General features: G+C 59.4%; 21 protein-coding genes. 6 read left to right on the top strand and 15 right to left on the bottom strand.

Annotated features, from left to right (window positions below; genetic code table 11):
• Positions 1-529 precede the first annotated feature (529 nt).
• Both B0G74_RS34220 and B0G74_RS34225 read left to right on the top strand, forming a co-directional pair.
• Entirely contained in the window at positions 530-1,558 is a 1,029-nt protein-coding gene (locus tag B0G74_RS34220) for a 2-dehydropantoate 2-reductase N-terminal domain-containing protein (protein ID WP_132380608.1), read from the top strand.
• A 70-nt stretch (positions 1,559-1,628) separates the two neighbouring features.
• Positions 1,629-2,660, top strand: a complete 1,032-nt coding sequence (locus B0G74_RS34225) for a 2-dehydropantoate 2-reductase N-terminal domain-containing protein (RefSeq protein WP_132380609.1) — start codon at positions 1,629-1,631, stop codon at positions 2,658-2,660.
• A gap of 338 nt (positions 2,661-2,998) precedes the next feature.
• Here B0G74_RS34225 and B0G74_RS34230 read toward each other — a convergent pair whose 3' ends face one another.
• The 10 genes from B0G74_RS34230 to B0G74_RS34275 all read right to left on the bottom strand — a co-directional run bounded on the left by B0G74_RS34230 (position 2,999) and on the right by B0G74_RS34275 (position 13,226).
• Positions 2,999-4,066, bottom strand: a complete 1,068-nt coding sequence (locus tag B0G74_RS34230) for an SDR family oxidoreductase (RefSeq protein WP_132380610.1) — start codon at positions 4,064-4,066, stop codon at positions 2,999-3,001.
• Positions 4,067-4,167: 101 nt separating this feature from the next.
• A complete protein-coding gene (locus B0G74_RS34235) occupies positions 4,168-5,247 on the bottom strand; it encodes a maleylacetate reductase (protein WP_132380611.1) in 1,080 nt (359 codons plus the stop codon).
• A complete protein-coding gene (locus tag B0G74_RS34240; protein ID WP_132380613.1) occupies positions 5,244-6,107 on the bottom strand; it encodes an intradiol ring-cleavage dioxygenase in 864 nt (287 codons plus the stop codon). The genes B0G74_RS34235 and B0G74_RS34240 overlap by 4 nt, the downstream gene beginning before the upstream one ends.
• A gap of 26 nt (positions 6,108-6,133) precedes the next feature.
• A complete protein-coding gene (locus B0G74_RS34245) occupies positions 6,134-6,418 on the bottom strand; it encodes a YciI family protein (protein ID WP_132380615.1) in 285 nt (94 codons plus the stop codon).
• A 39-nt stretch (positions 6,419-6,457) separates the two neighbouring features.
• Positions 6,458-7,363, bottom strand: a complete 906-nt coding sequence (locus B0G74_RS34250) for an NAD(P)-dependent oxidoreductase (RefSeq protein WP_132380616.1) — start codon at positions 7,361-7,363, stop codon at positions 6,458-6,460.
• A 35-nt stretch (positions 7,364-7,398) separates the two neighbouring features.
• On the bottom strand, positions 7,399-8,469 hold the full coding sequence (locus B0G74_RS34255) for a 2,3-butanediol dehydrogenase (RefSeq protein ID WP_132380618.1): 1,071 nt from the start codon (positions 8,467-8,469) through the stop codon (positions 7,399-7,401).
• A 104-nt stretch (positions 8,470-8,573) separates the two neighbouring features.
• Positions 8,574-9,545, bottom strand: coding sequence for an ABC transporter permease (locus B0G74_RS34260; RefSeq protein ID WP_132380619.1), 972 nt, complete (start codon positions 9,543-9,545; stop codon positions 8,574-8,576).
• Positions 9,542-10,474 carry an ABC transporter permease gene (locus B0G74_RS34265; RefSeq protein ID WP_132380621.1) on the bottom strand — a complete coding sequence of 311 codons (933 nt, stop codon included), beginning with the start codon at positions 10,472-10,474 and terminating at the stop codon, positions 9,542-9,544. The genes B0G74_RS34260 and B0G74_RS34265 overlap by 4 nt, the downstream gene beginning before the upstream one ends.
• Positions 10,475-10,500: 26 nt before the next feature.
• On the bottom strand, positions 10,501-12,075 hold the full coding sequence (locus B0G74_RS34270) for a sugar ABC transporter ATP-binding protein (protein ID WP_132380622.1): 1,575 nt from the start codon (positions 12,073-12,075) through the stop codon (positions 10,501-10,503).
• Positions 12,072-13,226, bottom strand: a complete 1,155-nt coding sequence (locus B0G74_RS34275; RefSeq protein ID WP_132380623.1) for an ABC transporter substrate-binding protein — start codon at positions 13,224-13,226, stop codon at positions 12,072-12,074. The genes B0G74_RS34270 and B0G74_RS34275 overlap by 4 nt, the downstream gene beginning before the upstream one ends.
• Before the next feature lie 193 nt (positions 13,227-13,419).
• Here B0G74_RS34275 and B0G74_RS34280 point away from each other — a divergent pair, with 193 nt between their 5' ends.
• From B0G74_RS34280 to B0G74_RS34295, 4 genes are all read left to right on the top strand, one after another.
• Positions 13,420-14,337: a helix-turn-helix transcriptional regulator gene (locus tag B0G74_RS34280; protein ID WP_132380624.1), complete on the top strand. Its 918-nt coding sequence runs from the start codon at positions 13,420-13,422 to the stop codon at positions 14,335-14,337.
• Between the two features lie 392 nt (positions 14,338-14,729).
• Positions 14,730-15,545 carry an IclR family transcriptional regulator gene (locus B0G74_RS34285; protein ID WP_132380625.1) on the top strand — a complete coding sequence of 272 codons (816 nt, stop codon included), beginning with the start codon at positions 14,730-14,732 and terminating at the stop codon, positions 15,543-15,545.
• A 162-nt stretch (positions 15,546-15,707) separates the two neighbouring features.
• Positions 15,708-17,072: an MFS transporter gene (locus tag B0G74_RS34290; protein WP_132380627.1), complete on the top strand. Its 1,365-nt coding sequence runs from the start codon at positions 15,708-15,710 to the stop codon at positions 17,070-17,072.
• A 98-nt stretch (positions 17,073-17,170) separates the two neighbouring features.
• Complete coding sequence (locus tag B0G74_RS34295) at positions 17,171-17,815, top strand: DUF4286 family protein (protein ID WP_243658446.1); 645 nt, start codon at positions 17,171-17,173, stop codon at positions 17,813-17,815.
• Between the two features lie 570 nt (positions 17,816-18,385).
• Here the strand turns inward: B0G74_RS34295 and B0G74_RS34300 are convergent.
• The 5 genes from B0G74_RS34300 to B0G74_RS34320 form a co-directional block, all read right to left on the bottom strand.
• On the bottom strand, positions 18,386-18,694 hold the full coding sequence (locus tag B0G74_RS34300; protein WP_243658447.1) for a hypothetical protein: 309 nt from the start codon (positions 18,692-18,694) through the stop codon (positions 18,386-18,388).
• Positions 18,691-19,065 carry a phage holin family protein gene (locus B0G74_RS34305; RefSeq protein ID WP_132380630.1) on the bottom strand — a complete coding sequence of 125 codons (375 nt, stop codon included), beginning with the start codon at positions 19,063-19,065 and terminating at the stop codon, positions 18,691-18,693. The genes B0G74_RS34300 and B0G74_RS34305 overlap by 4 nt, the downstream gene beginning before the upstream one ends.
• A gap of 108 nt (positions 19,066-19,173) precedes the next feature.
• Positions 19,174-19,470, bottom strand: a complete 297-nt coding sequence (locus tag B0G74_RS34310) for a CsbD family protein (protein WP_132380631.1) — start codon at positions 19,468-19,470, stop codon at positions 19,174-19,176.
• A 1,447-nt stretch (positions 19,471-20,917) separates the two neighbouring features.
• Positions 20,918-21,064, bottom strand: a complete 147-nt coding sequence (locus B0G74_RS47715; protein WP_342960608.1) for a hypothetical protein — start codon at positions 21,062-21,064, stop codon at positions 20,918-20,920.
• Between the two features lie 349 nt (positions 21,065-21,413).
• Positions 21,414-21,722 carry a hypothetical protein gene (locus B0G74_RS34320; protein WP_132380633.1) on the bottom strand — a complete coding sequence of 103 codons (309 nt, stop codon included), beginning with the start codon at positions 21,720-21,722 and terminating at the stop codon, positions 21,414-21,416.
• Between the last annotated feature and the right edge of the window lie 570 nt (positions 21,723-22,292).

The following is a 22,292-nucleotide window of genomic DNA, read 5'->3' on the forward strand; positions in this document are numbered from 1 at the left end:
TCTCTTGACGGACCAGGAAATCCAGACAGGCGCCAACGGTAATTCAAACGCCTACGAGATACCGGCCTCGACCTACCGCCTCAGTACACCGCATCAGCTGTTGAAGGCCGGTCCTGCTCTTTCACTGGCAGCCGAATCCTCCGAAAGACCCGAGATCCGTTCTGTAACTATCCTTGGCTATAACTAGGGTAGCTGGAAATTCGCTTTCCTTTCCAGGGTTGAGTGGCTTGCTGTAGCACCCTGGCGGCCACTCTTTTTTAACCCGTGTCTTCCGATGGTGGACACGATTGGGCAACTCCGCGTCGCAAGACATGCCAGTTGGGAAGTGGTGAACAACAAAGAGATTTTTGCAAGCGAAGACAGGTACCAATCTACGCATCGCGGTTGCGGCCAGTCATCGAGACTTCCTCTCCGGTGTCCTTCAGCGAACGTGAAGCGCATTTAGACGGGCCACGGTATTGGCGATTCTTGTAGTTTGTCCGGGTGCGCGAAACACGACCGCATTCATCCAATTTTGAGGAATTTCGAAATGACCGATTTAAAGATTGCTATGTTGGGGACTGGCGCGCAGGGGGCTTCCATCGGTGCAGATCTGGCACTCGCTGGACTTGACGTCACGTTCATCGAGCAGTGGCCTGATCATGTTGAAGCGATACGAAGGGATGGCATCACGGTGAACCTCCCTACCCGAACCATCAATGCAAAGGTGAAGGCATTGCATCTCTGTCAGGTGGCCGAGCTTCGCGAGAAATTCGACGTTGTGTTCATTGTGACTAAAGCGTACGACACCAAGTGGTCTTGCCAATTGATTGAGCCGTACGTCAAACCGGACGGACTCGTGGTGGGTCTGCAAAATGGGATGTCAATTGATGACATCGCGAGCGTCGTTGGCCCAAATCGAACAATCGGTGCCGTCATCGAGATTGCATCGAACATGTTCATTCCCGGCATCACGAACCGGCAGAACGATCACGACACGTCATGGTTTGCAGTTGGAGGATTCGACGAGTCGACACAGGGACGCGCCGAATCGATCGCGAGCATTCTGCGACACACAGGCACCGTGGAAGTCACGTCCGACATCCGTTCCTCAAAATGGATGAAACTCGTCGTCAATGCGGCTGAACTTGTTCCGTCCGCGATCTTGAATTTGCCATTATCTGCAGCAGCACGCGTACCGGGCATGCTCGACTTCATGCGTCACGCCGGATACGAAGCGATCCACGCTGCCGTCGCCAGCGGAAGCCGTATTGTGCCGATCTTTGGCATGTCCGCTGTCGATCCTTTTCATCCGGAAAAGGTTGTCGATGACCTTTTCGCCGAGGTGCTGAAGACCTTCTCGATGGAGGATACGCTGACAACCACGTTGCAAGACTGGCGGAAGGGTCGTCGCGGGGAGACGGACGATGTGAACGGCTACGTGGTGCAGTGGTTGGAAAAAGTCGGCAAGTCTGCGCCTGTCAACCAACGGGTGGTTGAGGTCGCACACGAGATAGAACTAGGCAAGCTCGAAGCCGCCCCTTCGAATATCGACCGACTTCTCGACATCATGAAGTGACGATCTGTCTTGGACGCGCTTCAGGTAGATGCCGGAGCGCTCGCGCCGAAACTCACCCACCGGAGCCGAAATGACCACCCCCCGTATCGCCGTGCTTGGCACTGGCGCCAACGGCGCGACGATCGCTGCTGACCTTACCCGAGCTGGTCACGACGTTGTATTGATTGATCAGTGGCCCGCCCACGTCGAAGCGATGCGCGCCAAAGGTGTCACCCAGGTGATGCGCGAGGAGACGCTGGTCACAAAGGTTCGAGCCTTTCACCTTTGTGACGTATGCACCTTCACCGAGCAGTTCGATGTCATCCTGCTTTCGTGCAAAGCCTACGACACGTGCTGGCACAGCCAACTAATCGAGCCCTATCTTAAGCCTGAGGGGCTGATGGCGGGTGTGCAAAACGGCATGACCATTGACGCAATAAGCGACGTCGTAGGCGCACATCGAAGCATTGGCACCGTGATCGAAATTTCTTCGACGATGTACGACCCGGGCGTGGTGCGTCGAGACTCTCCGCCGGATCGTTCCTGGTTTGCTGTTGGCGCAACCGGGGTTGACACGCAAGGCCGTGAACGGGAAATTGCATCACTATTGAGCGACGTGGGTCGGACGGAGGTCGTGAATGATATTCGCTCAACAAAGTGGATGAAGGTCGTCAGCAATGCGACCACCTTGGTGACGACTGCGATTCTGGGGCTTCCGATGCTGGAAGCGATGCATTTTCCGGGTATGCGTGACCTCATGCTTCGATCGGGCCAGGAAGCCTTGCAAGCTGGTCTATTACAAGGATACAAGATCCTACCTATCTTCGGGTTGAAGCCGGAAGATGTGTCGGACCGCGAACACGCGGTTGAGAAGCTGCTCGATACCTTGATGTCAGGATTTGTTCTGCCCGAGACTACGACCACGGTGCTTCAGGATTGGACGAAGGGCCGGCGCAGCGAGGTTGATGATTTGAACGGGCTGGTTGTGAATCAGTTCAACCTTGCGGGGAAGGATGCTGCTGTCAATCGGGCAATCGTTCAAGTCGCGCATCAAATTGAGCGACGCCAGATTGCTCCCAGTGTTCAGAATATGCGGCGGCTCTTAGACCAAGCAAGCCGTTAAACACTTTCGCCCATTCATGACCAATGCCCCCAATGAGGGGTATTCGTACTTTCCGTGCATTTTCTGGCGGTTTGCACGAAAAATCACATTCAGATCAACGAGTTGAAAATCCGTCAAGTTGCAAAAGCCTGTGAGGCCGCGGAGCCTTGCTACAAGCGGTTTTCTTACGCCGCTACCGCCAGATTTTGCGCGGATCGAACGAATATCCCAGATCGCGTGACGAGGTTGCGCTCATTTTGCTGGAGCCGCAGGGTTGAGCGCCGCCAACCCCGCGTCCTCGTTATTCAATCGTGGGCGTCGGGGGCCGAACGTCTCACGCGAACTTTGTTTCGGGTCCGTCATCCAGGAATGATTCGCTGCGCCTTCAATCGGTCGAACAATGCAAAGAAGGCATCTGGCGTGCTCTGATAGTCGAGAAAGCCTGCCTTCCGGCTTTTTGTCATGTCCGTGAGGACTTCCATCGGGCGCCCGAGATCGGCATCGGTATGCCACCACGACACAAGCTTGCCGACGTCGGTTTCGATCAGACCAAACCTTGCCGCGATCTCGGACCATTGCGGTTGAGCGTCTTGCATTCGATTCTCCAACGGACGCATCTCGCCATCGAATGGAATCGCTTCAATGCCGAAGTAATCCGCAATGCGTGACCACATCCATTTCCAGCGGAACACGTCGCCGTTGACCACGTTGAAATCCTCGTTGCGAGCATGCGCGGACGTCGCGGCCCATTCGAGATGTCGCGCGAGCAGCGGGGCATCGGTCATGTCGGTCAGACTGTCCCACTGCGCGGCGGAACCGGGAAACAGAAACGGCTGGCCTGTCTGCTTGCAAAGGGTCGCATAGACGGCGAGCGTGACCCCCATGTTCATCGCGTTGCCGACAGCAAAGCCGATGATGGTATGCGGACGATGCACGCTCCAGCTAAAGCCGTATCGTTGCGCCGCTTCGAACAGGCGGTCCTCCTGCTCGTAGTAGAAGTTGTCGACCGGCTGACGGCCCTGTTCTTCCCGGAACGGCGTGATTGGCACCGCGCCTGTCGCGTACGCTTCGAAAGGCCCCAGGTAATGCTTCAGGCCGGTGACGAGGGCGGCGTGTGACACCCCGCCTGTCGGTCCAAGTGCGTCCAGCACATGACGCACCATGCCGCCGTTCACGCGGATGTTGTCCTTCTCCGTGGCCTGGCGAGCCCATGCGGTGAAGAACACGTGACTGAAGGTTCTACCGGACAGGGCGTCACTGACCGATTCAGGTGAGGTCAGATCGGCGGTGATCGGTTCGATTGCAGGCGACACCGCAGTGCGGCCGCGCGAGAGCCCCGAAACGTTCCAGCCCGTGGAAAGCAACTGGTCGGCCAGATTGCTGCCGACGATGCCGCTTGCGCCGATGATAAGTGCCCGATTTTCCATGAGTGAGAAATTCAAAAAGTAAATGAAATGTCTGTCGACACAGGGAGGGTTCTTCGACCCATCATTTCCCTGTGAATTGAACGCGTCTCCAGCGAAATTCGTTAGATGCCGTCGAATGAGTGCAGATTTGGCGCGGTGCCGTCGAAAGCCATTTGCAGCAACCGACGAATCGCGCCGTAGGACAGCGGCCTCGGATTGAAGTACGGTGAGCGCATCGCGACTTCGGCCGCGTGATCGAGATCGCTCTCGGCAAGACCCAGTGCACGCAGCGCCGAGGGTGCTCCAAGCCGCCGCCCAAGGTCGTATAGAGCCGCCGCCGGATCAGGGACGTCTAATGCACGGCGAAGCCGCTCGGCAGCCTCTGTCGCTGCCGGCAGGTTAAACGCCATCGCATACGGCAGAACGACTGCGTGTGTTTCCGCATGCGGAAGATTGAATGTACCGCCTAGCGTGTGACAAAGCTTGTGATGCAATGCCATGCCGACATTGCCCAGCACTGTGGCGCACAGCCACGCTCCGTACTGCGCCGTTTCGCGCGCCGCTACGTCGTCGGGACGCGCGCACACTGACGGCAACGCGAATGCCAGACTGCGAATGCCTTCCTCGGCGAACAACGACATCACGGGGTTGGCGTCCTGCGCGTACAGGCCCTCGGCGGCATGCGCAATCGCGTTTAGCCCACTGGTGGCCGAGAGGCCGACGGGCAGCGTCAATGTGAGGCTCGCGTCGTAGATCACGGTTCGCGGCAGCACGCGGTAGCTCTTGCCGGTTTTCTTTTCGTTGCCCGAGGTCATGCCATAGATCGGCGTCACTTCGGACCCCGCGTAGGTAGTCGGAATAGCGACGACGGGCAGCGACGTTTCGAGCGCAATCGCCTTGGCGAGTCCGAGCGTCGAGCCTCCCCCCGCAGCGATTAGTCCATCCGCTTCGATTGCGCGCGCTGCGTCGAGGCCTGACTGCGCGACTTCGACTGGAACGTGCATAATGGCACCGTCGAACACGTCCACACAACGCCCGCCGGCCAACTTGCGAACGCGATCAGCAAGGAAGCGCTGTTCCGGTGTCGACAGTACGAGCGCGCGCCGGATGCCCAGTTCGTCGAGTTCCTCGCCGAGTCTTTCGAGCGAGCCCGCGCCGAAGACAATGCGGGCAGGGCGGCTGGTGAAAGTGAAGGGTGTCATGTCGAGCGGCTCAGGACGAAATCGAATTCAAGCGTGCTGAACGGAATGTCCATCCGCGTGCCATCCGGCGCCACGCCTTCCGCATGTCGTCTCCATTGGGCGACAAGCGACGACCGCACGCCGAATACGGCATCCGAATCGAGATACCTGTCACCCTCGCGAAAAACATGCGTGACGAGACGCTCGTAGCCAGGCGCCGCAATCATGAAATGCAGATGCGCCGGCCTCCACGGATGACGCCCAAGCGCCTTCAGCATCATCCCGACAGGGCCGTCGTGTGGAATTGGGTACGGCTCGGCCACGATTGAGCGAAAGTGATAACGCCCGTCGGCGAGACTATGCAGTACGCCTCTCGCCCGATGCGCATCTTCACCCGCCAGTTGTACATCATAGAAGCCGTCCGAGTCCGCTTGCCACACTTCGATCCGTGCACCGCCCACGGGTTCTCCGTCAGGTCCCTTGATCGAACCGGATACGAAGCACGGCTCGCCCGTTGCGCCGTTCCCTACATCGTCACCGTTCTGATAGACCGGCGCATTCTCGACGAAAAACGGCCCGAATACCGTTGCTTCCGTGCAGCTCGCCGGTTTGCGGTTTGCCATCGCCGTGACGAGCATCGACAACCCGAGGGTGTCCGACAGCAGAATGAATTCCTGGCGTTTGTCGTCGGTGATGTGGCCGACTTCGGTCAAAAAACGGATGCCTTGCTGCCACTCGCTTTCCGTCAGGCTCACTTCGCGCGCGAACGCATGCAGATGCTGGACGAGGCTCGTAATGAGGGTTTTCAACCGCTCGTCGGTCGCGTGTTCATGGCGCGCCAGCACCGCTTCGGTGATGGTATTTTCGTCGAGATTTCGCATGGCCGTTATGTTCCTCTCCAGTTGGTCTAGCGATTGTCGACCCGCTTGAGGAAAGGACGAATATCGACGGCGCGCCAGATGCCGGCCTCGTTGAAGGGGTCGTGGCTGTTGAAACGCATCACGTCGGCGATATTGTCCGCTTCGTACAGGAAGAAGCTGCCGATCATGGTTTCCTGGTCGCTGGCCAGCAACGGACCGGACATCACCATCCTGATCGGCGACGTTGCCAGATAGGCCTTGTGTGCATCGTAGTGAGCGAGACGGCGTTCGACCATGTCGTCATGGTCCAGGCAGTAGACAGTGAAATGCATTGCAGCTCCCGAGAGAAAGTAAGTTATCGACGAAAACTTTTAACCTTCGATACCAGCAGCCGATTCGACTGCGCGCACGATGGAAAAGAAATCGAGTTCTGCGCCGTCGCCGTTCACGTATTGCGCAAACTGCTCGCGCACGAGCGACGCGGCGGCCATCGGTACGCCGGCCGCATCGCCGGCGTCGACAACGAGGGTCATGTCCTTCAGCATTTGCGTGGACGAAAACGCCGGCGAAAAGTCGCGTTGCTTCAATGGCTCAAGCTTGTATTTGATCAACGGTGACGCAGCGGCACTGTCGCCGATCACGGTCAGCATCTCCGCCCAGTCGAGACCACCTTTCTTGCCGAGCGTCAATGCTTCCGCAAGGAGAACGGCCGTCGACCCAACCAGATGATTAATCGCGAGCTTCAGATAGCGCGCCTGTTGATCCGCGCCGACGTAGTACTGGCGAGCGGAAAGCGCCTCGAACACGGGCAGCGTACGTTCAAATGCGGGTTTGGGTCCGGATGCGAAAACCGTCAGTTGCGCCTTCTCGGCGAGCACGGTGCTGCCCGAAACCGGCGCGGCGATGAAGTCGACCGCACGTGCGCGGGCCGCGTCGCGTACCGTCTCCGATATAGCCGGCGACACGGTGCTCATGTCGATATACACTGCGCCATCGCGTGCATTCGCAATGACCCCTTGTGGGCCGAGCGCGACTTTTTGTAAAGCGACGTCGTCGGGAATGATGGACAAAATCAGGTGTGCCGATGCCGCGACGCCAGCGATGTCTTTCGATGCCCGCGCGCCACGTTGCGCGAGTTCTTCCGTGCGGCGCGAGTCGACGTCGTACACCACGACGTCAAAGCCTGCCTTGAGCAGATTGCCGACAATGGGCAAGCCCATTTTGCCGAGGCCAATCCAGCCAATTGTGGGATGGTTCTGCGTGCCTGCTTCAGTCATGCGATTCTCCAGCGCTGTCATGTCAAATTGGCGCCTTAGCGCGATTGCGGATTGATCAGGATCTTCATCTTGTCGCTGCCTTTGTCGCTGAGCACGTCGAAGCCCTTGGCGACCACATCGTCTGCGTCGATCAGGTCGTGGATCAGCTTTTCGACGGGAAACTTGCCGTTCGCGATCATGCCGATGATGCGCGGCCAGATCGTGACCGGATAGCACCATGTCCCTTCGATGCGAATGTCCTTGAGTGACCATTTCATCGGATCGACACTTGCGGTGCCCACGTGCAGTCCAGCCTGTACGACTGCGCCTGCCGAACGCACGGCGTCGACGCAGGCGTTCAGCGCGTGCTGGTTGCCGGCGCATTCGATCGCGACGTCCACGCCGATGCCTTCAGTCAGATCGCGGATCTTTTGCGGCAACTCGCCATCGGTGGGATCGAAGATCTCGGTCGCGACGCCGAAGCCCGCCATCTTGGCAGCGCGCGCCGGATTGGGATCGCTGACGAAGATTTTCGAAGCACCGGCAGCATGGCAGGCCAACGCGGCGAGCACGCCAATGGGTCCCGCTCCGGTAATGAGGACCGTGGACCCCACCGTCACGCCGCCGCGATCGACGGCATAGAGTGCGACCGCGGCCGGTTCGATCAGCGCGCCTTGCTGGTCGCTGACGGTGTCGGGCAGCTTGTTGGCATGGTAGTCGTTCAGCACGGTGTATTCGGCCATGCCGCCGCCGTCCCAGCTCAAGCCTACGCAGCCCATCTTCGTGCAAAGGTGACGCAAGCCACGTGCGCAGTAGTAGCACTGGCCACACGACGCCAGCGGCATCACCGAGATACGGTCGCCGGGTTGGACGTTCTTCACGTCTTTGCCGACTTCGATCACTTCAGCGCTGAACTCATGTCCGAGCACCTGCGGCACTTTCGCACCCGTGAGTGCGTGAGGTTTGGTGGGCACGACGATCGGGCCGGCTTGATACTCGTGCAGGTCGGTGCCGCATATGCCGCACCACATTGGTTTGACGATCATCTGGTTGGCGCCCATCCCGCTTGGGTCGGGCACGTTCTCGACACGGATGTCGTGTGCGCAGTGAAAACGTACTGCTCTCATGTGTCTGCTCCTGTTTGCGTTGACGCCCCTGAGCGGGCGTCGTTCTCCGATGTTCGTGGATGCTGCCGAAATGCGCGCGAGCGGTGCGCTGTGAAGCCACCTTGCTAGCGTCGCCGCCGGACCACGTAGCACGCCGACGCACCGATGATGATTACGCCCTTGACGATGATCTGCGCCTGCACGGGCATGCCAACCAGCAAGACGATGTTGAAGACGATCACGAGGATCGCCGCGCCGGTCAGTCCGCCGGGCAAGGAACCGCGTCCACCCGAGAGCGCGAGGCCGCCCATCACGGCCGCCACGATCGAATCGAGTTCGAAGCCGCGTCCGACCCAGTTGTCGACGATGCCGACGTAGCCCGACAGCGCAAGGCCGGCAAGCCCCGCGAGCAATGCACTGATGACATAGCAAACGATGCGTACGGCGTCCGGACTGACGCCGACGAGCCGCGCCGATTCCGGATTGCCGCCGACCATATAGACGCGTCTCCCGAACGTCGACAGATGCAGCAACACGCCGAACCCAACGGCACACGCAATCAGCAGCAACACGCTGACGGGCACGCCGCCTATCGCACCCGTGCCCATCGCGTGAAAGAGCGGTGGCACGTTGCCCGACGGTGCGCCCTGTGTGTAGGCGAAGCGCATACCTTGCAACACGATCGCCGTCGCGAAGGTAGCGAGAAAAGGCGACACTTGTCGCTTGGTGACGAGCAGTCCGTTCAACAGTCCAGCGCATACGCACATGATGAACGTCGCGCCGAATATCGCCGGCGCCGATGCATTGGTTCCGTCGAATGCCGTTGCGATTACGGCAGCGGTGGCCATCACGGAAGCAACTGACAGATCGAGTCCGCCAACCAGAATCACGAATACCTGGCCGATCACGACAATGCCGAGTGGCGCGAATTGCACCAGCATGTTGACGACGTTATCGCCGCGCAGAAACGGTGGCGATAGGGCGCCTGAAATGACGACAAGCAGGATGAAGAAAAGAAAGATGCCGTAGCGCCGCGCGATATCAATCGACAGGAAGCGGGCGAAAGGCGGGCGACGTCGGGAAGCGATCGAATTCATGCCGCCCCCCGCTTGCGTTGCAGATTCAGCGATACCGCGACAATGATTGCCGCGCCTTGAACAATCAGCTGATAGTGAGAGGGGATGCCTGCAAAGTTGATCAGGTTGTTCAGGAGGCTGAGAAGATAGACGCCGATCAGCGTGCCGATCACGCCGCCGCGCCCGCCGCTGAGAACCGTCCCGCCCACCACCACCGGCGTGATCGATGCGAGCGTATAGTTCGCACCGAGGTAAGGCTGGCCCGAGCCGAATTGCGCGGCCAGATAGATACCCGTCAAGCCTGCGCAGAGCGCGGAGAACACGTAGACGAACAGGATCACGCGCGCTCGCGGAAGACCTGACAGCGTTGCCGCGTATTCGTCATCGCCGACCATGTATACGTAGCGTCCCAACCTGAAGTTGCGCATGAAGTACGAGACGGCCAGGTACAGCAGCACGACGAGCGTCGCCGCAACGGGTACGCCAGCATAGCGGCCATATGCGATCGAATCGAAACCGTCGGGCACGTTACCCGCGGGGCCGCTCGAATAATAGAGAATTGCGCCCTGCAGCACGGCGCCCATGCCGAGTGTGACGATCAGCGGATGCACGCGCAGCCAGAGAACGAGGAATCCGTTCGCCAGCCCAACGACGAGCGACAAGACGAGAACCAGCACAATCGCGCTGGTCCAGCCGCCGTATGGGTTGTCGGAAAGCCCGGACGTGAGCGTCGCCGTTACGCTGATCAGCGAGCCCACCGACAGGTCGATGCCGCCCGTGAGAATAGCGAGGGTTTGACCGAGCGCCACGAGTGCCAGTCCGGTCGCCTGTTGGTGGACGTTCAGCAGGTTCGGAACCGTCGCGAACCGGTCGCTCACATAGGCCCCAGCCAGCAGAAGAACCAGCAGCAGGCCGGTTACGACATACGCAGTGCCGTTCGGCACCAACATGCTGTTTCAGCAGGCTTGCGCCGCCGTTAGTTGATGAAAGCATGTCCGTCTCCATTCGCTTGCACCTCTGAAGCGGTCGCAAGCCGCATGATGTCGTGCTCGGTCATCTGTTCGCCAGCCACTTCGCCGTTGATTCGCCCTTCGCGCATCACGAGCACGCGGTCGGACATGCCGATCACCTCCTGCAGTTCCGAACTGATCATCAGGATGCCGAGACCTCGCTTTGTCAGTTGCCGCATCACGCGATAGATCTCGGCTTTCGCGCCCACATCGACTCCGCGCGTCGGCTCGTCGAGAATCAGAACGCTCTTGCACACACGAACCCAGCGGCTAATCAGCACTTTCTGCTGGTTGCCGCCCGAGAGCGTCGCCACGCTGCCCGCAGGACGCGCACCTGCGATGCCGTATTCGCTGATGGAAGCCGCGCCGGCGTCGCGCTCGGCGCGTGAGCGCAACAGACCGAAGCGGGAGATTCTGCCGAGCGTGGCGGCCGTGACGTTCTGCGCAACGTTCAGGTACATCAGCAAACCCTGCGATTTACGATCCTCGGTGACGAAACCGAGACCCAGGCGAATCGCCGTATTCGGCGTCATGCGTGTCCGCCGGGTGCCGCGCACGTCGACCGTGCCGCGCACAATACGCATGGCGCCAAAAATTCCTGACGCCAGTTCGGTGCGTCCCGAGCCAACCATGCCGGCAAGGCCGACAATCTCGCCTGCGCGTACGGTGAGCGACGCATCGAACACGCGGTTTTCGACTTGCAAGCTATCGACTGCGAGCAATACCGCCGCGTTAGACGCGAGTGCCGGTTTGGGCGGATAGATCTCTTTCATCTCGCGGCCAACCATCATCCTGACGAGGCCGTCGCGCGTCGCCGCGCTGACATCCTGCGTCGCGATCTTGCGTCCATCTTTCATCACCGTCACGCGATCACAGAGCGCGAAGATTTCTTCCAGACGATGCGAGATATAAATGATCGCAACGCCTCTCGCGCGCAGTACGCGCAGGCGCTCGAACAGCAACTGCACTTCCTTGCCCGCGATCACGGCAGTCGGTTCGTCGAGCACAAGCACGCGCGTTTCGCCCGCCATCGCTTTCGCGATTTCAACCATTTGCTGATCCGCCACCGACAGACTGCGCAACCGGTCGCGTGGGTCCAGACGCACCCCGAGTTCGTTCAACAAGGTTTGCGCCTGACGGTTCATGCGTCGATGGTCGATCGTGCCAAGCGACGTGAGCGGCTCGGCCCCGGCATAGATGTTTTCGGCCACCGTCGATTGCGGAAACAGCACGAGTTCCTGATAGATGACGTGAATGCCGCGCGCCTTGGCATCCGCAGCGGATTTCCACTGCACCGGCTTGCCTTCGAAACGGATCTCGCCATCGTCCGGCGTATACGCGCCCGCCATCACTTTCATCAGCGTCGACTTACCGGCGCCGTTTTCTCCTACCAGTGCGTGAATTTCTCCGCTTCGCACACCAAACGACACGGCGTCCAGACTCTTCACGCCGGGGAACTGTTTGGTCACGCCGACGACTTCGATCCTGTCATGAGAAAGCTGAGCCAGGTCGACGGCGACCTTCATTGCTGGATGGCTCATTTCTCACCCGGCAGCTTGATCTTGAACGTCGACGGGTTGTAGCCCGGCCCCATGCCGCCGTCGATGATTTCGTCCGGTGGTCCCTTCGCATCGACGATCTGGTCAATGTACTGATCCGGATGGGGGACCGAGGCCGTTTCATCGCCACGCGTCAGCGCGATTTGCGGACTGATCTCGTAGATTTTCGGCAGAGGCTGGCCATCCAGCACCTTCAGCGCAACGTCGAGGGCTGTACGGCCCATCGCAGGCGGATAGCCGATTTCAAGCATGGGAATCTTGTACTTGAGCGCGAGTTGCAGCGGGCCGTTCAGGTCTGCCGTGGTGTGCGGCGGAATCTCGCCCGCCTTGAAGCCGGCCGCGACGAACGCATCGATCGAACCGGCAACCGGCAAACCGTGCGCGCACCACACTGCGTTGATGGTGTGTCCGTACTTCGCGATCATCGCCTGCATCTGTTGCTTGGCTTTCACCGGGCTCCAGTCCGAATAGACGGTATCCAGCACCTTGATGCCCGGGTATTGCGAGAAGACCTGATGCGCGGCAGCCTCGCGGTCTGCGCTGACGCTCGAACCCGCCTGGCCGGCCAGCATGATCACGTTGCCCTTGCCGTGCAGCTTCTCGACGATCCATTGCGCCCACACACGCCCCATCATGGCATCGGAGCCTGTCACGAACGACACGAAATTGTCAGATGAGATGCGGCGATCGACCATCACGACAGGGATGCCCTGCTTCATGGCGCGCGTGACAACAGGGTCGAGTGCTTTCTGTGTATTCGCGCTCACGATCAGCAGATCGACGCCTCGCGAAATCAGGTCCTGGATGTCCGCGGCCTGCTTCGCGTCGTCCATGTTGCCGTTCGTGATGATCAACTGCTTGATGACGTCCGCATGCTCCGACGCGGCTTTCATCAACGAATGCTGCATGACGACACGCCAACTGTCGCCCAGCCCCGCGTTTGAGAAGCCGATGACATACGGCGCCTTCTTCTTGAACTTCGCTGTGTCGGAGAAGGGAATCTGCACAGCCGGGTTGAACAGGAAGGTTCTGGGCGCACCGGTGTAGTCCGCATGTGCACTGTTCAGGGGAAGAAGAAGTGCTGCTGCGAGTGTGAAAACACCGGCACGTAAGAACGGAATCAAGCGACGCATGTATGTCTCCATGAATATTTTGGTTGTCGTCGGACTGTCACCTTCCTTCGGAGCGCGATCTATAATCAGGCGCTGCCGCTGCGGATCAATGAACGTCCTGCCGACGGCTGAAATGTGGCACGGATGCATCGGGGCATCTAGCAATTGCCATTACTAGTAATGGCAGTAACAGGGAAGTGACAGGAGGCACGGAATGGAAAAGCAGCAGCGGTTGGATGAACTGGCTGATTTTTTACGCACGCGGCGAGCCCGCCTTCGCCCGGAAGACATCGATTTCCCGGCCGGCAACCGCAGAAAGACGCCGGGGCTGCGGCGCGAAGAGGTCGCTGAACGGGCGGGGATCAGCGTGACCTGGTACGCGTGGCTCGAGCAGGGCCGCGAGGTCAACGTTTCTTTCAAAACTATCGAAAGCCTTGCGAATGCGTTGAAGCTTTCTCCGCATGAACGCACGCATCTTTTTGAACTTGCCAACCACTACACGCCGCCGGGTCCTTATCCGATTGCGCAGAATGTGACCGACACGGTCCGTCGGATGCTCGATCAGTTGGGCAACATGCCGGCGTATGTCGTCGATGGAAACTGGAACTACGTGACGTGGAACGAGGCGGCGGTCAAGGTATTCACCGACTTTCGCAAGATGCCGGCCGGCCGCTGCAATCTGCTCTGGTTCACGTTTCAGCACGAAGGCGCGCGCTCATTGTTCCGGGGGTGGGATGCGTACGCGAAGTGCGTGCTAGCGCAGTTTCGGGGCGACTACATCCTTCGCCCTTCGGGGGAAGTGTTCCTTCGCGATCTGGTCGAAGAATTGACGGATACCGATGCGGACTTTTGTCGTTGGTGGGCCGAGCATGAAGTGCTCAAGCGCAGCGACTGGCGCAAGGTGATTGAGCATCCGGTCGCGGGAGTGCTTGAACTGGACGCACTTTCGCTCGAAGTGCCCGATGCGCCAGGAATCCGCATCATGGTCTACACACCCGCGCCGTCGACGGATACTGCACAGCGTATCGAAGCCCTCATGAAAAGTTCGCTTACGGCAACGAGGCCGTTTGAGGCGGTGACTGTGCTGGAGACCTTCCGCAAGCCGCGAACGTCTGCAGGAAGGAAAGGCTGATAAGGGCCGGCTAATACCGGAAGCGCGTTGTCCGCCCGGAAGGAGCAACGCGGTCTGCGCGATTCGCGCTAACGAACTGGCTGGCGAACGCGCTTCGTTCAGCGCAGCACCCCTGAGCACCCGTGGTCGTCCGCCGATGATCTATAAGCAGATTCATACCTGGCGCGAACACACTTCGTTTGACCGAAGTCGAATTGAGATCGGACGTTCGCATTGGCATCCAGACCCGAAACGGTCAGCGCGCCAATCAGCAGACAAGAAGGGAAGCCACACGAGGAAATTTTGAAAAGCGTTTGCTTTTTGGAAAGACTTTCCACTATGATGGCACCTGTGTCGAATGGGAGCGTCATTGGGACGCACCGTAGCGAATCCGTGGATTCAGGTGACAAGCAATGAGCGCCGTAGCCGAACGCATCCTCCGTGTACTGGAAGAGCTCGCCAATGCGCCAGAGGGCAAAACGCTTTCAGAACTTTCCAGCACGCTCGACCTGCCGGTTAGCGCGACTCATCGTCTGCTCGCCGATCTCGTGGAGCAAGGTTATGTGCGAAAAGACGAACGGCGCGGCGAATTTTCCCTCACCATGAAAATGCCCTCGCTGGGTCTACGGTTTCTTAGCGCCGGCGGTGTGGTGGACGTCGCGCAGCCCATTTTGGAGCGGCTTGCCACGACATCGGGTGAATTGATCCGGCTGGCGATCGTCGATGGAGAGCAACTGATTTACGTTGCCAAAGCGCAAGGTGCACGGCAAGGCATTCGCTATGACCCCGAGATGGGCCGCGCGGTGACCCTTTCATGCAGCGCTGCGGGCATGATCTGGTTAGCTGGCAAGAGCGAAGAAGATGCGTTAAGGCTTGTTTCGAAACAGGGCTTTGGCATGCCATCTGACTTTGGTCCGCGTGCACCGACAACATTCAAAGCTCTGCTGCCAATGATTGAGCGTGCGCGCAAGAATGGTTACGCGACTACGCAAGACATGTTTCTGCCAGCCATGAGTTCCATGGCAACGCCTGTGCGTACGGCTGGGGGGGAAGTGCACGCAATCTTGATCATCGCGGGGCCGATGTCGCGCCTGACAGAAGAGCGAATGAAAGAACTCGTTCCGGCGCTCATGTCGACCGCTACGGAATTGTCCGATGCAAGCGGCGTGTCGCCCATGCTTAAGCAGGCGCTGCGAGGCGCCGGCCGCGCGGCAGGTGCTGAGCGTTAGGCCGGGTCGTCTACTGCGAGGGCGTAGTTCATTCACGACTTGACATGGTAGAAGGCGAATTGAAATTCGCCTTCACTTATAATTAGTAATTAGTATTACGAAGCAAAGATGTCGGATTGACAAAAAGGCAAGGCAGCCTCTTTTAAACAGCAGGAGACACGCATGACCCACGTTACGGATGAGAGTACCTCGCATTCCATGGCCAACCGGGCGGTGAGCGCCGCTACGCTCGGTACGGCGCTTGAATGGTTCGATTTCACGCTCTATGGATCAGTCGCAGCCACCGTGCTGCCCAAACTGTTCTTTCCTGCGATGGATTCGAATTCCGCCATGCTCGCGTCGCTGGCAACTTTCAGTGTCGGATTGGCCGCGCGCCCACTCGGTGCGATCATCTGCGGATACTTTGGCGACAAGGTTGGGCGTCGTAACCTGATGCTCGGTACGGTATCCGTAATGGGGATTACTTCGGTGCTGATGGGGCTTCTGCCGACGTATGCGCAGATTGGTGTCTATGCCCCTCTGTTGCTTGTGATTCTCCGCATCATCCAAGGCTTCGCGCTGGGCGGCGAATCAACTGGCGGTCAGCTCATGGCGCTTGAACATGCACCAGCAGACCGGCGAGGCAAATACTCGGGCCTGATAGGCATGTGCGCCCCGCTGAGCCAGATAGTCGCCAACGCGGCGCTTCTGCTGCTCTCATCGACGATGAGTGCGGGTGCTTTCATAAGCTACGGCTGGCGCATTCCTTTCGTGCTGAGCTTTGTCCTGGTGCTGGTCGGCATTTACATCCGGCTGCGCGTTGCCGAGACACCGGCGTTCGTCAAGCTGCAGCAGTCCGCCGTCGCCAAGGTCGGAAGCCCGTTACGGGATGCATTCCGTCTGCATTACAAGACAATCATTCGCATGATGCTGTTCTTCTGTGGGCCGACCGCACTTTTTTACCTCGCCGTCGTGTTCACTTTGAGCTACCTGACGAACACGCTCGGCGTGCCGAAGCAGACCGGTTTCATGTTGTTGATGATCGCCAATGCATGTGCTATCGCGGGTTCGATTGGTGGCGGCTTGCTGAGTGACCGGATTGGTCGCAAGCGCGCGTTGCTGCTTGCGTCAGCCGCGACGTTCGTGATCATGCTGTTCTATTTTCAGGTGCTCGCCACACGGAGCTTCGTACCGATGGCGATAGCAATGGGTCTTTTCATGGCATTCACGCAGGTCCAGACCGGAATTCAGCCTGTTGCTTTCGCCGAGGTGTTCCCGACCAATGTCCGGTATTCCGGTTCGGCGCTCGCCTTCACCGGTGCGAGCCTGTTCGCGGGCGGCCCAATTCCGGTGGTCGCCGCGTGGTTGCTGCACCTGGGCAATGGCTCTCCGTGGGCGCTGATCGCACTGGTTGGAGCACTCAATATCCTGTCGTTCTGCATGATCGCCATCGGACCAGAGACCGCCGGTATCGACATGAACCGCCTCGACTCAACAGCCGAAATTGCTGGCGAACGTGAGTCTGTCTCCGGGCAGGCGACTTACTGATCCTTCGGGGAGTGCATTCGCCCTGCGCGGCGGAGGGCATAGCCTCGGCGCACTGAAAAGCAGACGGAGAAAAGCAAATGATCAAAGACGAAACCGGCTTGCTCGCGATCTGGAGCACGATCGCAGCCGAATCTGAAACGGACTACATGCACTGGCTGACCCGGGAGCACATCTTCGAACGTGTGAGCGTACCTGGCTTTCGATCCGGGCGCGTATTCAAACGACGCAATAGCCGGCCCTCGGAATACATGATGCTTTATGAGCTCGACAATGCGGACGTAATGTCGAGCCCTGGCTACCTGGAACGATTGAACAATCCGACACCGTGGACGCAACGGATCATGCCGACGCTGGAACAGTTTCGTCGCGGCGGCGGCTCTATTGTCGCGCGGGGCGGCAACCCGGCCGGACACGGCGGCCACATTTCCATCGCACGCTTCGAGGATGCTCTGCCGGATCGTCTGGCCGCGCGCGAAGGGCTGGAACTGGTGAAAGCGCTAGCGAAAGTCGATTGGGTTGTGAGCGCGCAGATCATGTCCGTCAAAAACGATGCGACAGCCATTGCCACGCAGGAAAAGTCTATGCGTCGAAGTTCGGAAGGTGAGTTCGCTGGGCTACTCCTCGTGGAGTCGCTCGATACTGGCTCCCTTGACAGGGCGATTGCGCAAGCCAGCGAATCGGCCGGCATCGAGCCCGATACGTTCGATTCATACGATCTCGTTTTCGTGTGCCATTCGCGGTAGGCGTAGATCGAAGCAAATCTGTCACTGCCTGGCATAGTGCTGTTCACGCTCGTGAGTGGGCTAGTTGAGCTCGATTGCAAGCGGATCGATATAGTCTCCATGGAGCCGGAAAAATACACGCGACGACAACCGGGAGGGGACCAGTTCGCGCTGTCCGAAACCACGCTTGGATATCAGCCGATTCCTCGCTCCGTAGTCGATCTCGTGCAGTGATGATCTTGAGGCGGGAGTGTTTATTCTCGGATTCGAATCGGAGGGGCTGGAGCGTGCGCTTGAAGAGCACCAGATGATCGCAGATAAGGAAGTCAAGATAGTCTTCGGTGTTCCAGCGTATCAGCCGGGATGGGAGCTGGATTCAATCGTTCCGCATTTGCAGACCCTGCAGACGGCGCGCCTCGAGATCGAGTACTGCTCGGCAAGCGATCCGGAGGCCGTATTCGAATGTCTTGAGCGCACGCGCCGATCGCTCGGCGTGGGGAAGCGCATGCTCGTGGCTCCGATTGGTCCGAAACCTTGCGGAATTGCTGCTGCAGTGTACGGGGTCCCCGCGCGGTCCCTTGCATGTGCAACTCACACAGATCTGAGAATGACTTTCCGGACGGTACCACCTAGCCATGCGGTGATCCCCGAACGGCTGACAATTCCAATAGTCCGGCGAGGTCCGAGGACGATGGCGCCGACGCACAACGCCAGCAGCAGCGTGACGCGCGGTGCGTCGGCCAGCGAGGCGATCACGCCGACCGCAGGAGGCCGCGTCTGTCCGAGTACGGCCGGGACCGATGGTGGAGTGCTATTCGCCGCTAGCAGTGCTGTGCGTGATTCCGCCATGCGCAGCAGGATTGCGGTCTCGGCTTCACTATTGGTCGCTACGCGGTTCATTTTAGCGCCTCCTTCAACGTGTCGAGATCGCTCCGGAGCTCCCCCTGCAGAAGATGAAGCGAACGTCCGGGTTTCTGGGCGCGGACGAAGAGCAGAGAGACAACGGAAACAACCAGCCACATCACGGCAACGCCCCAGACCACCGGAAGGAAGTAAGGCGTCCGCCACGCCGTCGCGATGATCGCAATGCACACAAACGAAAGTGTGAACAGACCGGCGACGGCCAGGGCAACAAGTGCGCTCAACTCGCGGACCAGAGATTTCCTGGTCTCCACAAGTTCGACGCCGAGGAGCTCACCATAGTCGGTGGCTCGTTCGACGCAGAATCTGCCGACGTTTCGCCACTTCGTGACTTTCGAACGCATGGACATTGCGGGACTCCTCGGGACTGGCTTGTTGCGGAAACGCCGGGGCGGCCCGCGCCAGGTGTTTGCCGTCTACACCTTCCAGGCCGCGTCGAAGGCAAGACGCGTGTAGCCTCACTCCCGATCGCTCGAGTCGCTTCGGCCGTTATCGGGCCTTGAGCGATTCGCTGCGCGCAACGCTCCAAGAATGAAGCCTACGCCAGCGGCAATTGCCAGCGCCGCGAACGGCCGCTCCACCGTAGACTCGCGTACGACATCCACAAAATCGGCATACAGTTGCTGAGCTTTGCCGCTCAACTCTTTCGCTGTTCCGCTAACCTGTGCGCCGGCATTGCCCAGCAGGTCTCCGGCGGTCTGCCGAACGTCGCCAGCAACCTCCCGTAGCGTTCCTTCTGCTTTCGTCGTTTCCATTGTCTGCTCCTCAAGTGAGTGCGATCAGGCCGCACGGGAAAATGCGCCGGCATGAAAGTCGAGAACCACGCCTCTATGTAAAGCGCTGGTTCGGCAGCGGGACGGCGTGCCAGATGGTGCGCAAAAGTCGGGCCCAACCTGATAATTCGCTGACGCACCCATTCGCACGGCCGGCGCTCTCCAAAGTCACTTTCCGTCGCAATTTGGTCGGAAGTAACGAAAATGCTGGTCCCGTCGCTCAACGGACCTAACATGAAAGCACCCCACTGCAAAGCGCGTAGCAGGGCCTGCCTCGTGCAGGGCGCATCAGGGTGCAACTTCTAAATGGAGGCGACCTTCCGGTGAAGACGTGCTCAAGTGAGTGTCTTTGTGACGCCCCAGGGGCCGCGTACCGCACGTCAGATTTCGTCGAGCCCTCGACGGGCGTAAGACACGGGGTGGCGTTCGCTCTGCTCATGATGCCTGCCCTTTAGCCCAGTCGCGGCGATCATCAAATCAGAGCGGTGAGGATTCGGCGGAGCCCGTCCGCCTTCCCGGAAGAAGCCTTCGACGTGTCAGCAGCGGTTTGTCGAGTTAACGCGCGCGCACCGACGGATGCGTGCACTTGGCGATGGAGACGAAAATGGAAGTTTTCTTTAAAAGCTTCGCAGCTGCAGCGCTGATGTCGATCTTTGCGGCGACTGGAACTGCGCAGAATACAGGTGCGGCCCGCGAGGCGGGAGCGAGCGGTGGAGGGGCGGCCCGCTCGGGGGCGGGGATGCGAGGCGCTAGCGTCGCGGAGGCGCCTCAGAGCGACGATCGATCGCGCGTGCCTGGAGCAATCCGCGCGCCCCATTCTGGGTCGGCGGCCTCCGGACGACGCGAGACGGCGCCCGATAACCGCGGGGCGAGCGCGCCGACTGATCAGGGGGTGACGCGCGGTGGACCTGAGAATCCGAGCGGCCTGAAGAAGCCCGATTGACTCGCCAGTGTGTTCAGGAACGCGTCTGGGCTCCGATCGTGAGACGATTGACGAACAGTTCAGAAGCAGATCAGACACGGGTCAGTCGGCGGCCGCGAACTATGCGCGCGTGCTTGCTCGCCGTTGGAGGGGCACCCCGTCTGCTGGACGATAGGCCGTTATCCCATCTGAGGGTGGCTTGAGGTCGAACGCTTCCCGACAGGAAGCAACGGATCACAGACCTTCAGGAAAACGGACAGGAGGCGAAGGGAAACGCAGCTGAAGCCTTCGACCTGCGAACACAGCTAAGGCAATGCCGCGGCTGCCCCGTTCGCCCTGATCCGCCAGAGTATCGATTTCTCGATCGTTCGCAGTTCATCATTTCCTCAACGGAGATTGCGGGCATTGCGCTCCAGGACGGATTCCATTAAGGGCGGACATTGGAAGGTCGAATTAAGTATGAAACATAAATCCAAGGTGTTTCGCGCGCCCGCACTGCTCACGCACTCAAGGAGCGAGCATGAACCCCAACATGGCGAGCGGGGCAGCGCCCATGGCAATCGTCGCGGCCCAGCGGGTGATGCGATGGCGCACTGGAATGATGAAGCTGCCCATGATCTTCGGATTCACCGCCGTGAACATGATCAGCCCCATGATCGGGACGGAACCACTCCGTTGATCACAGCGCTCCAGTAAAGCGCCTCGATAGGATCGATCCTTGTAAAGCCGACCACAAGACCGACTAGCGTCGACAGGGCGATGATGCCGTAGAAACGGTTTATCAGTTAGTGTTTCAGGGCGAGGCTGTTTCGCCAGTTAAACGCACCCCGCCATTGCATAGGCTCCAGACCCCGCGAGTACTGGCAATGCGAGCAGGCCCGTGCCGGTGATTCCCAGACTGAACAGAGTGAAAGCGAAGTTTGCCAGCGATGGGTTTCAGGGCAACAGCGGGCTGTCACGCGGCACCGCCGGAAGCCACCAACCGGACGCGCGGCCCCGCCTGTCAGCAACCGATGCTGAGCGTGGTCTCCGCTGATCCTGAATCCTCTTTTGGCCGCAGCACTTCGCCCGACCCCTGCAACTCACTGCGGCCGACGATATCGTCCGGGACCAGACTTCGACCGCACGCCGGGCAGCCGGGCTTCATTTTTGCGAAGAGTCCGTCACCTCCGTCGTACGTCCCGGCATGGGTCAGGTTACGCAGCCACGTCCGGTACCGGTGGTCGGAAAAATCGCCGATGTCCAGGCTTTCGATGAGGGCTCCGCGATGTCCGCATGCGCATTCGACGTAAGTGAAAATGCGGGTTTTCATGATGGCCTCCTGCCCCAGGCGAAGAACTGTTCATCGATTATTCGCTCGCCATTGACGAGCCTGCGGACGACAAGGCTCGGGCACAATATGCGTGCACGTGTTCCGCGGCGCGCTGTCGTCAGTCAATGCTGGCGGATGCACCGTGAATAGGACGATGCAGGAAGAAGAGGGGGAGCGTTGCTCGCCCGTGGAGGGGCTTTCACGCGCAGCGGCCCGATGATGGCATTGTCGGGATCGGCGTCGATGCGATTTTTCACCTTGAAGTGCTAAAACTGGCGGCGCCGAAAGCAGATGGATCCGACGTACCTTTTGGCGGTAAGACAAAAAGACAGAGGTCGCTAGATCTTGAGGATTTGTGATAACGCCATTGCACGGCGTCCGCCGATCAGGGAGCGGTCGTATGCAGAAGCCAAAGCTCATAGCAAAGACGACTGAAGAAGCGAGTCTGCCAGAGTTCGCTAAACCGACTTGAGCTGGCATTACCAGAGATCCTCGAGCGCGCGTCTGCCGGCAAGGCGCGGGTGGACCTGACCAATCGCCTCAGTTCGGTCGACGGGAAGCGTCCCGCAC

It is taken from the genome of Paraburkholderia sp. BL9I2N2 (genome assembly GCF_004339745.1).
In the GTDB taxonomy this organism is placed as follows: Bacteria; Pseudomonadota; Gammaproteobacteria; order Burkholderiales; family Burkholderiaceae; genus Paraburkholderia.